General features: G+C 57.9%; 17 protein-coding genes, 1 tRNA gene and 1 pseudogene. 12 read left to right on the forward strand and 7 right to left on the reverse strand.

Annotation, left to right across the window (positions count from 1 at the left end):
- The first annotated feature begins 13 nt into the window (after positions 1 to 13).
- The 4 genes from PSH84_RS22290 to PSH84_RS22305 are packed head-to-tail and all read left to right on the forward strand — an operon-like array spanning position 14 to position 2,953.
- Positions 14 to 550 carry a chemotaxis protein CheW gene (locus PSH84_RS22290; RefSeq protein WP_122566250.1) on the forward strand — a complete coding sequence of 179 codons (537 nt, stop codon included), beginning with the start codon at positions 14 to 16 and terminating at the stop codon, positions 548 to 550.
- A complete protein-coding gene (locus tag PSH84_RS22295; RefSeq protein WP_163006739.1) occupies positions 547 to 1,383 on the forward strand; it encodes a CheR family methyltransferase in 837 nt (278 codons plus the stop codon). The genes PSH84_RS22290 and PSH84_RS22295 overlap by 4 nt, the downstream gene beginning before the upstream one ends.
- A complete protein-coding gene (gene cheD / locus PSH84_RS22300; RefSeq protein WP_305467554.1) occupies positions 1,380 to 1,877 on the forward strand; it encodes a chemoreceptor glutamine deamidase CheD in 498 nt (165 codons plus the stop codon). The genes PSH84_RS22295 and cheD overlap by 4 nt, the downstream gene beginning before the upstream one ends.
- 2 nt (positions 1,878 to 1,879) lie before the next feature.
- Complete coding sequence (locus PSH84_RS22305) at positions 1,880 to 2,953, forward strand: protein-glutamate methylesterase/protein-glutamine glutaminase (RefSeq protein WP_122566248.1); 1,074 nt, start codon at positions 1,880 to 1,882, stop codon at positions 2,951 to 2,953.
- Positions 2,954 to 2,966: 13 nt separating this feature from the next.
- Here the strand turns inward: PSH84_RS22305 and PSH84_RS22310 are convergent, their stop codons facing one another.
- Positions 2,967 to 4,094: a mechanosensitive ion channel family protein gene (locus PSH84_RS22310; RefSeq protein WP_305467556.1), complete on the reverse strand. Its 1,128-nt coding sequence runs from the start codon at positions 4,092 to 4,094 to the stop codon at positions 2,967 to 2,969.
- Positions 4,095 to 4,472: 378 nt separating this feature from the next.
- Complete coding sequence (locus tag PSH84_RS22315) at positions 4,473 to 4,604, reverse strand: hypothetical protein (RefSeq protein WP_277343017.1); 132 nt, start codon at positions 4,602 to 4,604, stop codon at positions 4,473 to 4,475.
- A gap of 54 nt (positions 4,605 to 4,658) precedes the next feature.
- Between PSH84_RS22315 and PSH84_RS22320 the strand changes: the two genes are divergently transcribed.
- On the forward strand, positions 4,659 to 5,201 hold the full coding sequence (locus PSH84_RS22320) for a hypothetical protein (RefSeq protein WP_305467559.1): 543 nt from the start codon (positions 4,659 to 4,661) through the stop codon (positions 5,199 to 5,201).
- A gap of 504 nt (positions 5,202 to 5,705) precedes the next feature.
- On the opposite strand, the gene PSH84_RS22325 is transcribed toward PSH84_RS22320, so the two are convergent.
- Positions 5,706 to 6,623 carry a DMT family transporter gene (locus PSH84_RS22325; protein WP_305481805.1) on the reverse strand — a complete coding sequence of 306 codons (918 nt, stop codon included), beginning with the start codon at positions 6,621 to 6,623 and terminating at the stop codon, positions 5,706 to 5,708.
- A gap of 102 nt (positions 6,624 to 6,725) precedes the next feature.
- On the opposite strand from PSH84_RS22325, the gene PSH84_RS22330 reads away from it, so the two are divergent.
- The gene (locus PSH84_RS22330; protein ID WP_305481806.1) at positions 6,726 to 7,592 is read left to right on the forward strand and encodes a LysR family transcriptional regulator; all 867 of its coding nucleotides are present in this window, start codon (positions 6,726 to 6,728) and stop codon (positions 7,590 to 7,592) included.
- 267 nt (positions 7,593 to 7,859) lie between these two features.
- Here the strand turns inward: PSH84_RS22330 and PSH84_RS22335 are convergent, their stop codons facing one another.
- A complete protein-coding gene (locus PSH84_RS22335) occupies positions 7,860 to 8,303 on the reverse strand; it encodes a PaaI family thioesterase (RefSeq protein ID WP_305481807.1) in 444 nt (147 codons plus the stop codon).
- Between the two features lie 470 nt (positions 8,304 to 8,773).
- Between PSH84_RS22335 and PSH84_RS22340 the strand changes: the two genes are divergently transcribed.
- The 3 genes and pseudogenes from PSH84_RS22340 to PSH84_RS22350 all read left to right on the forward strand — a co-directional run bounded on the left by PSH84_RS22340 (position 8,774) and on the right by PSH84_RS22350 (position 9,813).
- On the forward strand, positions 8,774 to 9,214 hold the full coding sequence (locus tag PSH84_RS22340; RefSeq protein ID WP_305481808.1) for an HIT family protein: 441 nt from the start codon (positions 8,774 to 8,776) through the stop codon (positions 9,212 to 9,214).
- Positions 9,174 to 9,425 (forward strand): annotated as a pseudogene (locus PSH84_RS22345) (TonB-dependent receptor domain-containing protein); the annotation flags it as partial. The gene PSH84_RS22340 and the pseudogene PSH84_RS22345, both read left to right, overlap by 41 nt.
- Positions 9,426 to 9,561: 136 nt before the next feature.
- Positions 9,562 to 9,813: a hypothetical protein gene (locus PSH84_RS22350; protein WP_122566236.1), complete on the forward strand. Its 252-nt coding sequence runs from the start codon at positions 9,562 to 9,564 to the stop codon at positions 9,811 to 9,813.
- Positions 9,814 to 9,988: 175 nt separating this feature from the next.
- On the opposite strand, the gene PSH84_RS22355 is transcribed toward PSH84_RS22350, so the two are convergent.
- Both PSH84_RS22355 and PSH84_RS22360 read right to left on the reverse strand, forming a co-directional pair.
- Positions 9,989 to 11,044 carry a hypothetical protein gene (locus PSH84_RS22355; RefSeq protein ID WP_305481809.1) on the reverse strand — a complete coding sequence of 352 codons (1,056 nt, stop codon included), beginning with the start codon at positions 11,042 to 11,044 and terminating at the stop codon, positions 9,989 to 9,991.
- A 47-nt stretch (positions 11,045 to 11,091) separates the two neighbouring features.
- Positions 11,092 to 11,204, reverse strand: a tRNA-OTHER gene (locus PSH84_RS22360).
- 148 nt (positions 11,205 to 11,352) lie between these two features.
- Here PSH84_RS22360 and PSH84_RS22365 point away from each other — a divergent pair.
- Positions 11,353 to 11,919 carry an RNA 2'-phosphotransferase gene (locus tag PSH84_RS22365; RefSeq protein ID WP_122566234.1) on the forward strand — a complete coding sequence of 189 codons (567 nt, stop codon included), beginning with the start codon at positions 11,353 to 11,355 and terminating at the stop codon, positions 11,917 to 11,919.
- A 97-nt stretch (positions 11,920 to 12,016) separates the two neighbouring features.
- On the opposite strand, the gene PSH84_RS22370 is transcribed toward PSH84_RS22365, so the two are convergent.
- Positions 12,017 to 12,763: a substrate-binding periplasmic protein gene (locus tag PSH84_RS22370; RefSeq protein ID WP_305481810.1), complete on the reverse strand. Its 747-nt coding sequence runs from the start codon at positions 12,761 to 12,763 to the stop codon at positions 12,017 to 12,019.
- A gap of 204 nt (positions 12,764 to 12,967) precedes the next feature.
- On the opposite strand from PSH84_RS22370, the gene PSH84_RS22375 reads away from it, so the two are divergent.
- Both PSH84_RS22375 and PSH84_RS22380 read left to right on the forward strand, forming a co-directional pair.
- Positions 12,968 to 13,768, forward strand: coding sequence for a DUF6630 family protein (locus PSH84_RS22375; RefSeq protein ID WP_305481811.1), 801 nt, complete (start codon positions 12,968 to 12,970; stop codon positions 13,766 to 13,768).
- Between the two features lie 140 nt (positions 13,769 to 13,908).
- Positions 13,909 to 14,070, forward strand: coding sequence for a hypothetical protein (locus PSH84_RS22380; protein WP_163006736.1), 162 nt, complete (start codon positions 13,909 to 13,911; stop codon positions 14,068 to 14,070).
- Positions 14,071 to 14,270: the final 200 nt, after the last annotated feature.

Raw genomic sequence — 14,270 nt, forward strand, 5'->3', positions numbered from 1 at the left:
AGGAGAAAAAGCAATGGGCGCCATCGCGACCACACGTCAAACCGCCCTCGCGGTCGAGGAAGAAGCGCAATACCTGACGTTTATGCTCGGCACGGAGATGTTTGCCATCGGCATCCTGTGCATCAAGGAAATCATCGAGTACGGCAACCTGACCGTGGTGCCGATGATGCCGGCCTTCGTGCGCGGGGTGATCAACCTGCGGGGCGCGGTCGTGCCGGTGGTCGATCTCTCGGCTCGCTTCGGCCGGCCGAATTCGGCGATCAGCCGCCGCAGTTGCGTGGTGATCATCGAGGCGGCCAGTGCCGACGGGCAGGCCCAGGACATTGGCCTGCTGGTGGACACGGTGTCGGCGGTGCTGGAGATCCCGGCCTCGCAGATCGAGCCGCCACCGAGCTTCGGCGCGAAGATCCGCGCCGATTTCATCAGTGGCATGGCCAAGGTCGATGGCAAGTTCGTCATCGTGCTGGAGGTGGACCGCGTGTTGTCCATCGACGAAATGTCTCAACTCGCAGAAGCCAGCCCGAACGTGCTGGAAGTGGATGCCCCGTGAACGCCGACACCTGCAAGGAACGCACGGCGAGCTCGCTGGCGCTCAGTGACCGAGAGTTCGGCCAGTTCCAGTCCTGGCTCTATCAGGCCGCCGGCATCAGCCTGTCCGAGGCCAAGAAAGCCCTGGTGGCCGGGCGTTTATTCAAGCGCCTCAAGCACTATGGATTGGACAGCTACGGCGAGTATTTCAAGCTGATCATGAACGGCCAGCGCACCGATGAGCTACAGGTGGCGCTGGACCTGCTGACGACCAACGAGACCTATTTTTTCCGCGAGCCCAAGCATTTCGATTTCCTGCGCCAACACGTATTGCCCCATGCGACACCGGGCAAGACCTTCCGCCTGTGGAGCGCGGCCAGCTCATCCGGGGAAGAACCCTACAGCCTGGCCATGACCCTGGCCGAAGGGCTGGGCACCACGCCCTGGGAAGTCATCGGTTCGGACATCAGCAGCCAGGTGCTGGCCAAGGCGCGCTCCGGGCATTACCCGATGGAACGTGCCCGCACCCTGCCCCAGCCACTGCTGGTGAAATATTGCCTCAAGGGCACCGGCAGCCAGCAAGGCACGTTCCTCATCGACCGGGCGTTGCGCAACCGGGTCAACTTCATCCAGGTCAACCTCAACGACACCTTGCCGGAGCTGGGGGAGTTCGACGTGATCTTCCTGCGCAACGTCATGATCTACTTCGACCAACCCACCAAAAGCAAAGTGGTTGCCCGTTTGATCCCCCGGCTCAAGTCCGGCGGGTATTTCATCGTCAGCCACTCGGAAAGCCTCAACGGCGTGTCCGATGCCTTGAAACTGGTGGCGCCCTCGATTTACCGCAAACCATGAGCGCCGCCATCAGGGCAGTGGCCGAGGAGTACCTGGCGCCAGGGGAGTTTCGCTTCGCCACCTGCCCGACTCGCCTGCGCACCATTCTCGGCTCTTGCGTGGCGATCACGTTGTGGCACCCCGAACGCCGGATCGGCGCCATGTGCCACTTCATGTTGCCCCGTCGGGTGCGCTGCTCCACTGCACTGAACGGCCTCTACGCCGACGAAGCCATCGAACTGTTCATCCGCCAGGCCCGGGCCCACCGCACCGAACCCGAGGACTACCAACTCAAGCTGTTCGGCGGCGGTGAGATGTTCCCCGAGCTGCAACGCCATGTGCCCTACGGCGATGTGGCGCGGCTGAACGTCAACGCCGCGCTGGAAATGGCCGCCCTCTATCGCCTCGACCTGATCGCCCAGGACATGGGCAGCACCGGCCACCGCAGCATCATCTTCGACCTGTGCAGCGGCGATGTGTGGGTCAGGCACCAACCCATAAGGACCCGGCACTGACCATGTCAAAAAAGATCAATGTACTGCTGGTGGATGACTCTGCCGTGGTTCGCCAGGTGTTATTGGCGATCCTGAGCGAGACACCGGACATCCACGTCATGGGCGCGGCGTCCGACCCGATTTTCGCCATGGACAAACTGGCCAAGGAATGGCCCGACGTGATCGTGCTGGACGTGGAAATGCCGCGCATGGACGGCATCACGTTCCTGAAGAAAATCATGAGCGAGCGCCCCACACCGGTGGTGATCTGCTCGTCCCTGACGCCTCGGGGCGCGGAAACCACATTGCAGGCGATGGCCGCCGGCGCGGTGGAAATCATCACCAAGCCCACCACCGGGCTGAAGAGTTTTCTGTTGGAGTCGGCGCCGGAGCTGGTCTCGGCGATCCGCGCCGCCGCCCAGGTCAACGTCCGCAACCTGGGCAAGCGCCCCGCCCCAGCCGCGCTGACCCCGGCCACCAAACTCACCGCCGACGCCATGCTGCCCGCCGCCAATGGCCACGCCATGGCGCAGACCACCGAGCGCATCGTCGCCCTGGGCACCTCCACCGGCGGCACCCAGGCCCTGGAAGCGGTGCTCACCGCCCTGCCACGGGTGTGCCCGGGCATCGTTATCGTCCAGCACATGCCGGAAAAATTCACCGCCTCGTTCGCCGCCCGGCTCAACAGCCTGTGCCAGATCGAAGTGCGCGAAGCCCGCAACAACGACCGCATCCACCCGGGCCTGGCGCTCATCGCCCCGGGCGGCAAACATATGATGGTGACCCGCAGCGGCGCGTTCTATCACGTGCAAGTGGTGGACGGCCCGCTGGTCAACCGCCATCGCCCGTCGGTGGATGTGCTGTTTCGCTCAGTCGCCAAATTCGCCGGCCGCAACGCCACCGGCATCATCATGACCGGCATGGGCGACGACGGCGCCCGCGGCCTGAAGGAAATGCTCGACGCCGGCGGCAGCACCGTGGCCCAGGACGAAGCCAGCTGCGTGGTCTTCGGCATGCCCAAGGAAGCGATCAAACTCAATGCGGCGCAACGGGTGATGGGGTTGCAGGAGATTGCGCAGGTGATTTTGCATCGGTAACAAGGGCGTGACATCAAGCATGCCCGGCGCGCGATGAATGCTGCGTGACCGGGCGAAGTGCTACGGAGTCGGGCAATGAAGCGACATGGACGGTCTGTGACGGAAAAGCAAATTTCGTGTCCAGCTCGGCAACCGCTTCCATGATCTTCAGATTGATCCTCTGCTGGACGTCCATGTAGACGTTATAGCTGGCGTCCAGGACGATGTAGACCGTCTCGAACTCCAGGGCGCTCTGGCCAAAACTCTTGAAATGACACCGATCGAACCGCGCCTGGTCTTCATCCCTGATGATGGCTTCAACCCGTTGCGTAACCTGCCTGATCTGTTCGGTTGAACATTCATAAGTCAGGCGAAACTCGAACACGATCCGACGCTCCTGCAACCGCTTGTAATTCTGAATCGTGCTTCCGATCATATCGGCGTTCGCCATGACGATTTGTTCGCCCCCCAGACTTCGTATGCGGGTCGTCTTCAGGCCAACGTGCTCCACCGTACCGGCAAGCGAACCCACAACGATGAAATCGCCCACCTCGAATGGCTTGTCGACGGCAATCGACAGCGAGGCGAACACATCGCCAAGAATATTCTGGACCGCGAGTGCCACAGCGATACCACCCACGCCAAGGCTCGCCACGAAGGCCGTGATGTTAACGCCAACGTTCGACAGCATTGCGAGTAAAATCACCGCCCATAGGAGCACCCTTGCGCCCCACAGACTCAGGGTCGCCAAGGCACTGGCTTGAAATGTCCCATTCGCGCCATGGACAGAGAAATAGCGATGCAGCAAAAGCGCCAACGCTCGGTTCGTCCATAAGCCGACCTGCAACGCGGCCACCACAAACCAAAGGCTGCTGACACGACTGAGCCAGCGCTCAGGCAAATCCAGTATGCCTATCCCGACCAGAATCGACGCCAATAACAGCAGCGTGTTGCTGGTGGCTGACAGCACTTGGCTGGCAATGTAGCTAAGATGACCATTGCCCGCACTCGCCCTTGCCTGGATTCTCCTGAAAACAAACCGGATCGCGGTTCTTGCAAACACGTAGCTGAGCACAGCAGCGCAAAATGCAAGGATCCAGCTAGCCAACGAAATACCCAGCAACGTGTACCCGGTGAAAAAACCCTCGAATCCCTCAATCATCGCTTACCCCTTGAAGTCCTGCGGCTGCGCATGGGGAACGCAGCCGCGGCAGGTAAAACGCCGCTTGATCCATCGCGCAAATCAAGTGGCCTGTTGGGGATTAGTCGTTATGAGCACCGCAGTGTTCAATGAAATCGTCATGTCGGTCGCCAGGAGAAAGCGCCAACATCCGTTGCCTATACCGGCGAAATCGTCGCCAGTACGCCGATCAATAGGGTCAGTGCCAAAAACCCACCTAAAAAAATCGCCATCTTCGTCATGCGCACTCCTGGACTAGAAAATTGCAGTACACAGCCCGCCCGATAGGCTCACCGTGTGGCTATTCTGAGGGTGGGGCGCGGGTTCGTGACAGTGGCACCTGACGCAGGAAACTACGGATCAGACGAACGCCCCCAGGCCAGCACAGGACTCGCTCAATGCAACCAGTGCCTGCTCCGCGACCGGGAACGACACAAGGCCGGAAATACTCAAGGAGGTATATCGCTCACGGGCCTCGATCACGGCTATCATTGCCGCTCGCCCTTATGACAGGCGATGTCGCAGGCCCCCCTCAAGGATTCATGTATGACTTTTCTGCCGTCACGCTCCACCCTCTTCGTCTCCAGCCTCCTGCTCAGCTCCCTGTGCTTTGCCGAAGGCGAACCGACGGACGGCAGCCTCATCAAGGACTCGACCAAGGCAGCCGTTTCAACGTTCATCACCGCTGGCAAGAACCTGCTGGGTGGCGTCAGCGAGGGCGTGCTCGATGGCCGCGAATCGGCCCAAGGCACCGATGGTGCCGCGATCATTTCCTCCGCCGAGCAAATGAAAGATCGCATCGCCGTTGAAGTGTTGAAGCTCGAACCCAGCGACGACAACGTCAGCATCACCCTCGGCTTCAAGAACAGCACCGACACCCAATTGCGCGTAGTCAACCTCGGCCAGACCGGCGCGCTGCTGGCCATCGACCAGGCGGGTTACTCCAACCGCCTCACCGGCCTGGACAACCCGGACGAAGTCACCATTCCGCCGAAGACCGCCGTGCGCCAGAAGTTTGTTTTTGAAGGCATGAACGAAGCGGTCAGTTCGGTACGGATGTGGGGGCAGGATTACTCGGTCAAGAAGTAATGAGGCAGCGTGTCCGGGTAACGTGCCTGTTGTTCGCGATGTGCATGCTTGTGGCTTGCGAATACGGTGCGGAGCCGGACCCGCTGAAAAACGCCCTGCTGGACGCTCCACCTGAGCTCGTTTTCAAGGGTCTGCTTGCAGGGCAATTTGCTCACCTGGTTGTTCACGATTGTGCGGTTTACAAGATCGAAGGCCAGTCTGCGAAAGCCATGACGTGGGCCGTGGTGCTGGAAACGGAGCCCTACCCTTTTTTCACCAGTTGCTCGCGGCAGTCGCTGAGTAAGGGAAAGGAGACTGTCACGGTTGAGCTGGGGCGTATGGCATTTGGAGCCGGTGGATGCTGCGCCACTGGGGGAACCTACCGCACGAGCGATGGCCGAGGATGGAAAAAGTTGTAGGCACAACGCAACCTGTGGCGAGGGGATTTATCCCCGCTGGGCTGCGCAACAGCCCCAAAAAAAGCCGCTACAACATCCAACCTCATTGTCTAAACCCACGACAGAATCATCTGACTCTTGCCCCACTCCCCGGCTCAAGCCTCAACGCCAGCACGCTCATCAACACAATCACCGCCCCAACAACAACCATCACTGACGGGCGCTCAGCCAGCACCAAAGAAGCCATCAACATCGCCGTGGGCGGTATCAGGTAAAGCGCCATGGAAGCGCGACTCACGTTGCTGTGCGCCAGCACGTAAGCCCAAGCAAGGTACGCCAGGGCGCTGGGAAAAATACCGAGAACCAACACCGCCAAATTCACCGAAGCCGAAGCCTGTCGCGCCGCGCTCAACATGCCCGGCGCAAAAATGAACAACAGAACCGTGCCCGACCAAACGGTGTAACAAACCAGGGTCAAACCGTCATAACGATGGCAATGGCGCTTCTGCAAAGCAAAATACAGGCTCCAGGACAGCGCCGCCAACAGGATCAAGAGTCCATGGGCGTCCAGGTCACCCAAGCCACGATCCCCCGCGACCACCACGCCAGCGCCAAGCAAGCCGCACAGCACACACCCCCACTGCCACCCGCTGACCCGGTCCTTGAAGACAAAATGCGCCAGTAGCGTGCTGAACAAAGGCGTGGACTGGGCCAGCACACTGGCTGCCCCGGCGCTGACGCCCCGCTGACCGTAATTGAGGGCGATGTGGTGCAGGCTGACGGCAAAGAAACCCAATACCGCCAGCAACGGCAAATCCCTGAGTCGCGGCCAGGAAATCCCCTTCACCATCGCCACAAGAGCCATGAACACTGAAGCGATGAGAAAACGCATCAGCGCCAGTTGACCGGGTTCATAAGCCTGCAAGCCAATGCGAATACCAATCGGCGAATAGGCCCAGCAAACGATCACCAACAGCGTCGCCAGGATAACCTTCACACCGGTTTTGCCGGAGGAACCTTCAACCAGCGCAAAACGCGTTTCCATCTAGAGTTCCTGCTCACTGGCCGATTTGCCTCGAAGTATCGAAACCACCCCACCTCAGCACAAGTGACTTAAACTCAGCCCATCATTCACTTTTGGTGAGCCATGGAACTGTCTCAACTGCGCATGCTCAAGACGGTCTGCGACACCGGCAGCATCGCCCGCGCCGCCGAAGTGCTGCACTGTGTGCCGTCCAACATCACTGTTCGCCTCAAGTCCCTGGAACGGGAACTCGGCACGCCGCTGTTTTTCCGCGAAGGTCGTGGGCTGCGGGTCAGCCCGGCGGGCGAAGTGTTTCTGGAGTACGCGACAAAAATACTGAGCCTGACGGAAGAAGCCCGCCGCGCAGTCGCTCCCACCCGCGCACCGAGCGGCCCACTGCGCATCGGCGCGATCGAGTCCAGCGCCACCGGGCGTCTGCCTCAGTTGCTCGCCAAATACCACGCGCAGTATCCGCAGGTGTCGCTGGAACTGAGCACCGGCACCTGGGCGCAGTTGCTGGACGATATCCAACATCACCGGCTCGATGGCGTGATCGTAGCGGTGGACATCGAACGGCCTGGACTCAAGCGAGCCGTGATGTACCGCGAAGACCTGGTGCTCATCGCCTCCGAGTCCCACGGTCCGCTGCGTAGCGCCGCCGATTTGCAAGGCAAGGCGATCTTCATGTGGCCCACGGGCTGTCCGTACCGCTTGGCGCTGGAGCAGTGGCTGCTGCGTCATGACCAAGTGCAACCGATCACCAGCATTGCCAGTTATGGCGCCATTGTTGGTTGTGTCAGTGCGGGTGCAGGCGTCTCTCTGGTGCCCCGGGGGATTTATGAGCAGTACCGCCAAGGAGCTGGTTGGACGGGGTATGAGTTTCCTGAGCTGACGGGGATTGATAACCTTTTCTACTGGCATGAAAACGCCGGGAGACATCCTGCCAGAGAGGCGTTTCTGACCATGCTGCAAACGGAGTTCGGAGCGTAACCATCCCCAGCCGCCTCGGCGCAGTGGGAGGGAGCATTTGGTTGCGTTGGCCGAGGCGACAGGATGTCGAAGCGGGAGCTGATGCCGGTGGAGGCGGCGGCGCTTGATGGGTTCAAGGCGCAGGGAATTGTATCGGGGACTCATTGGGAGTGAGTTGTGATGATTCTTCTACGAGCTCCGTATCGACGCCGGACCACCAACAATGCCAACGGGGCATTGTCGGTCATCTGGACTCTGCCGTGTTCGCGGCGCTATGCAATAGCTATTTCATGCTTTCAAGGGAATATTTCGCATCGTCACCAGCGCCGTGGCGCAGAGGGTTTCCTTACCTTGTTTCACGGCAAATAAATCGGCAGCCGCAACCGTGGTGTTGTTCGACGCATTGATGACTCTCCCCCTGGCTAGTAGTTTTTCACCGTCAGCCGGGGCAATTAATTTGACGGTGAAATCAGTGGTCATATTGATCCAGCCAGGCGGCAGCAGAGTCCCAGCGGCCGAGCCTCCAGCAAAATCTGCCAATGCTCCGACGATGCCACCTTGAAAGTAGCCATTATGCTGAGTGAGTTCTTTGCGCGCTGGCTGTTCGATTTCACAATGACCTGGCTTCAGATAATTGTAATGAAACCCCAGCAACTGCGCTGCTGGCATACTGAGTACTGCGCGTTGGACGTGCTTGTCGAAGTCGGGATTGCTTGCAGCGAAATCTTCCATGAATTCATCCTTATAGTAGGCATTTGTGTGGTTTTCAGCAGTTCGCCTGGCATTAACAAAACAGTTGTGCTCGATATCATGTCTTTATTCGGCCTGTCACATGTAGCTCTCCTTGGTGAATAAAACCAAGGTCTCCTGTACGTCAATAAGCCGGTTGAATGTCGCCTGATAAACGCTTTGCGAACGTGTCTGCAGAGAGAGGTTCCTGATTCCAATAACCCCGTGCGAGAGGGCCTTGAGTGTAATGATCAGACGTGGCGAGCAGTCATCATTGCGCCGAGGCTGTTCAACGAGATCAACCACCAGCTCCCAGGCTGCATCGGGAATTCGTAACGTTTCACCATCGTGACCTCCTGCCTTCGATGGGCACGAACTCTACCGAATGTTTGTGTTTAGCGGCGGTGGCGGCGGTTTCAAAGGATTTCGTACAGAACCTAACGAAGATTCCAATCATTAACACGGAGTCAACATTGGAAATAACCCCCGACTTCATCCTCGATGAAACGCCCCATTGGGTAGTCAACCACCACCTGGCATCCGCCCTGCCCGGCTACCTCATGCTCGGTTCCAAACACCACGTTAACTCACTGGCCCAATTGCCCGGACCTGCACTCGCAGAGCTGGGTGGCCTAATGGCAAACATCCAGAGCGTTCTTGAAACACAACTGAACCCCAAATGGCTTTACATCAGCCGTTTCGGCCACGATCCCCGCTACCCCATCCACTTCCATTTCATTCCGGTGTACGACTGGGTCGAAGAGCTGTTCTGGAAAGATGCGCGGTACCGACTGCTGGAGACCTTTGGGACTCAAGAGAACATCCAGACATTTACCGATGGCGCGGAGCTGACATTGTTCATCTGGCGTGAATTCGGTGCAGAGCCGCATGTACAACGACATCTCGCTGGCTAATGGCAATAAATACCGGCTCAAGCAAGGCAGCTACGCTGTCACGGACCTGATGGCCGGTTATCGGGTCAGCCAGAACCTGGACGTGCAGGTCAACGCCAACAACATCTTCGACCGCAGTTACTACTCGACCATCGCCAACTCCGTGAGTTACGGCGGTGATGCCTACGGCAGCCCGCGCAATATGATGTTGACCGCCAAGTACAGTTTCTAGAAAAAAAACAGGCAAAAGGGGGCATGACATGGAACGCCCCCTTTCCGTCTAAAGCATGCACTTACGATCATTCTTATGGTCTACCGGAAGCCGCCAACGGCATCACCTACCCCATCCCCACCAGAGGCAAAATCATATGAAAATGGCTGCCATTTTTGTACTCACCTGGATTGGCTTCTGCTCAGTGGGAGCATTTGCCGGTGATCGGCACAAGGACTATCAAGAGGCAAACAGGCGCTACTGGGAACGCCAACAGGAAATGAATAGAGCAGAAAACAGGAAACACCGCGAACGCCATGAAGAGAGGGAGCGGGAAGAACGCAAGCATTTTGAAGACATGCAGCGGGAAAATGCCAAGCGTAGAGCGGAGCTCTATCAAGAGCGGTAGAAAGCCTGCCACCCTTGACTTCATCAGGCGCCTGGCTATGTCTTGCCTACATGTCCAGAATTGAACTGGCCTCCAGCAAGCAGAGGCGTATTCCTCAGCAGCAAATCAGGACCAGACCACAATATGACAACCATGGACTGACCCAGCTATGCGATTTTGCAGGATCTAGTTGCCGTTACAAAATATCTGGAAAAACCAAGTTTGAAAGTTCCTTGAAATTATTAGCATCAAGAAAACTCATATCCTGCTTCGCGATCATGCGTCCAGGATAGCTTTTTTTCTTTCTTTCAAAAGCTGTGGAAACGAAGCCATGGTTACCGACCATTCTAAGCGCCTTTGAGATACGCTCAGGATAGCTCTTACCTGCCCACTTCCGAAGGGTAGCTTCTGGCGCACCACGCAAGTTCAGCTCCTCACAAACCGCCTCTTGAACAAACCTACCAAGATCACAGGATGCGATTAGCCGAGCATCAATTGCGGCTAGATACCGCATGAGTATGGACACGAGTGTAGAAATATCCTTAAGAGACGGCTCGCTCTTAGAACTGTATCGCTCAAGGGTTTTTTCGAAGTCTATACCGGCATGCTCTGCCGCCAGATACTCCTTGTCCGCGATCAAGTCCGAAGCGACCTTGGGATCTAGCGGATCCGTATCCATGTCGTGTACGAGTACATTGCGCCATGCAACCAATAGAACCACAGCCGAATGATAGGACGGTCTTAGGGAAATTGCGGAAATGGCAGCTCCGTTCAAGGTTTGAGCGTGGGAAAAAAGCCCACCACAACGAGCATTCAACGATAGCGTTTTTTGTTTGCCACAGAATTTTTCCGAAAAGTCGCGCAGGACAGACTTGATCTCGGATGGGCGATCAATGACCTCATTCAGTCGTTTTTCGAGTGTTGATATGCCAGCTGACGTGAGCGCCTGGCCCTTTTGGATAATCTGCGGCTCTTTTCTCAGCACTGAACGTAAAGTCATATCAGCCAGTGGGCTCGGACCAACACCTAGGTCCTCAAGGTAATGATCCAGAGCATCACAGGCTGTTACCATCAAAGACTTTATTGCAAACCCTCTTGCCTCACGCTCAGCCTGGATGAGATCTCCAGGCGCCCAGCTAACAGCAAGATCCTTGGGTTTCAACGCGATCCCTGCACCGACCCCGCATAAGCCGATCACGACACTGTTCAGGTTTCGCACCGGATTGCCAAGCTTGGTACGGAACAGCTTCAAAGCTCGCGTACGTAAAATTATAGTGTTCGTCATATTGCTGCTTAACGTGAAGTAGGCCGGATTCGAACCGGCATGGAGAAAAACTGCTTCTCCCCCGCGGATAATGTAAAGCCGAAGCTTAAGTAAAGGGCGGGTGAGCCTACCTATGCTCAACTACTCCGCCACGGATGGTAGCAATGCAGCTGAGTGATATCAACTCAACATCACTCAGAGTGAGCCTGCTCGGCCTGTGGGTAACGTTCGTTTAGTGCCTCCATACTGCTAAGCACCGTACTCTCTGCAACTAGCCAATGAAAAAGGACCTTTCCTTGAACAAGAAACAACGCGACGACATCAGCAAACTCCTCAGCTACGTACTACGCCACGCTCCCGAATCCATGGAACTCGTCCTGGACCGCGACGGTTGGGCCGACATTGAGGATCTGATACGCAAAGCTAACCAATATGGCCATACCTTCGACTACCAGATGCTGCACGAGGTGGTCGAGACCAACGAAAAGAAGCGTTTCACACTCTCCGAAGATGGCCAACGCATTCGAGCCGCACAAGGCCATAGCACTGGGCAGGTCCAGGTGCAGCACGTCGAAAAAACACCACCTGCCCAGCTCTATCATGGAACCGCCGGCCGCTTCATGGCCTCCATCGAGGCGCAGGGATTGATCCCAGGCAGTCGGCACCATGTCCATCTGACTGAAAGTCCCGAAACGGCAATAGCCGTCGGCAAGCGGTATGGACAACCTGTACTACTCGCTGTTGATGTGCAGGGCATGAGACAGGCAGGGATTCGTTTCTTTCAGGCGGACAATGGCGTTTGGCTTGTGGCGTCGGTACCTGCGGCTTACCTGAGGACGGTAAAGGACAAGATTCATACATGAACTGGTCCGTTTTTCTCACGGCAGCAAGTACAAACCCGAGCGTTGGCAGCTAACGACAATCCGTGCGGCTCGCACTCAATATGCCTTATGAATGACCTCATTGCCGATCACCTCCCTCATACCGCCGCTGAATCCGCGCCAACTCCCCAGAACGGCGCAACTGCTCCAACGCCCGGGCCCACGCTGCCACCACTTCATCTTCACTGTCAGGGCTGAAGGCGATGTACAACGATGAGCGATACAGCTCGATAGGTATCCGTCGCAGGGTGCCCGGGGCGATGCCCAGTTGGCGGCTGTAGTAGGCCACCCCCGCATCAGTGTCACCGACGATGACTTGGGTGCGTCCGGCAAGCAGCATGCGGTAGAGCAGCTTGCTCTCGGTGGCGCTTTTGTCCAGGTTGTTGAAGCCCAGCGACTGCAGCATCTGGGGCACCAGGCCGGCGTGGCGCGTGGTGATCTGCGGGGCGTTCAGGAGTTGCTCCAGGGAGCTCAGCGGCGGCGCATTGGCCAGTTGATAGGGGTGGATGGATTCTTCCACGATCGGCCCGGCCCATTTGTACAACGACTCGCGTTCCGGCGTGCGAAACAGGGAGTACATGATGGTCTTGGGACGATGCTTGAGTACTTGGGTGGCCCGCATGCTGGGTTGCAGCACCACCTCGAAGTCATCCCCGGTCAGCGCCATGATGGCCCGGACGATCTCGGTGGTCATGCCGGTGAGCCGGTTGTTTTCCTGATAGTTGTACGGTGCCCATTCTTCGGTGACGATTTGATACTGCTCGGCCCTGGCGACCGTGCCGAGCAATAGACAAAGCAGTGCTGCAGCCGGTATCGAATGTCTCACGCGTACTCCCTGTGGACCGTTCGGTGTTCGTGCATGGGTAGGCCTGATTCAAGAGGGCAAGGTAAGCATAGACCCAAACACTTGCCTGACAGTTGACGCAGTCCACATTCCGCCCCTTAGCAACCTCTGGACCTTGGTGTAGGATCGGCGCGAACCAGATACGCGGCGCTCCCCTTTCGCCCTCCTCCCTGTGACCCAGCCCATATGAATCCAATCGATCCATTGTCGTTGCAACGCATCATCACCGCCCATGGCAATTTCGAAGGGGCGGCGTATTTCGATGTGGAGGAAAGCCTCGCCCATGAGGTGTTCCCTGATCGCATCGTGTTCCAGACCAACTACCTGGATTACCGCAGCTATGAGGTCGATCTCGCCGAGGGCAGCGTGCGTGTGCGCAAGACGCGGCTGGATAATTACCTGCGCGGCCACAAGGCCCAGGTGATCGAGGACGACATGGATGACGAGGATTGGGACGAGCTGGGCAGCCTTTGGCAGCGCTTGAGCCACGACCTGGATACCCAGGGGCAAGGGCCACAGCCCGATCTGGCCGATACCCTGGCCGATCTGTTCGAGAGCCTGTTCGACGAGGCACACGCGCAAGCCCTCATTGAGAACCTGCCGGCGCCTGGCGGACAGTGGGATTGGGCCTGGACGCAAATCGAGTCAGCGCTCACCGAGGCCAATCAGTTGGCGGGGTTCGAATGGAAGGAGTGGGCGTCCTGCGGCGTCGATGCGGTCAATGCCCTGGCCCCGCTGCGGCAACTGGGCATTGAAATCACTGCGCCTGAACGTGAAACCATCGAGGCCGTCAACCGCGCCGACGATTGGGAACGCGCGCTCCTGCAGTATTTCAACGCACAGCTGGAGGCCCATGACTTGAAGTTGCTGGCCATCGGCACGCACTTCGATGAGTACCAGGCCTTCGCCTGCCTGCCCATGAACGGCCTGGGCCTGGTCAACGCTCTGGAGATCATGGGAAGGCTGGGCATCGTCTATAAATATTAAGCGACTGGCGCCCTGTGCTTTTACCAGCCCATAAAGGCTACCCTTCCTTTGAGCCTCGAAGTGACGACATGACAAACTGTGATCAATGCGGGTCCCTCCTTCCTCACGACACTGCTGTTTGCCAGCGATGCGACGGGGGGATGACGTTCACGGTAGAAACGCTCGCGCCAAGGTCTCAGCCGTCGAAAGGGTGGAAAATCCTGAAATGGGTGCTGATCGGTTTTGTGGTCGCGGTGCTGGCCGCCGTGGCGGCGGTCATGTGGATATTCCACTCGTTGGGGCCGATGCCTTCTTTTGGTTGAGGATGGCTCCAGAGCACTTGAAAACCCATCGTGGCGAGGGAGCTTGCTCCCGCTCGACGGCGCAGCCGTCGTAAATCGGCCAAATGAGCTCTGCCTGGAAGACACGCATCGATCCGTTTGGGGCGGCTTCGCCACCCAGCGGGAGCAAGCTCCCTCGCCACGAATACTCACCCGCAACCGAAGCGAAACGCAGCTATCGG

The sequence above is a fragment of the Pseudomonas beijingensis genome (genome assembly GCF_030687295.1).
In the GTDB taxonomy this organism is placed as follows: domain Bacteria; phylum Pseudomonadota; class Gammaproteobacteria; order Pseudomonadales; family Pseudomonadaceae; genus Aquipseudomonas; species Aquipseudomonas beijingensis.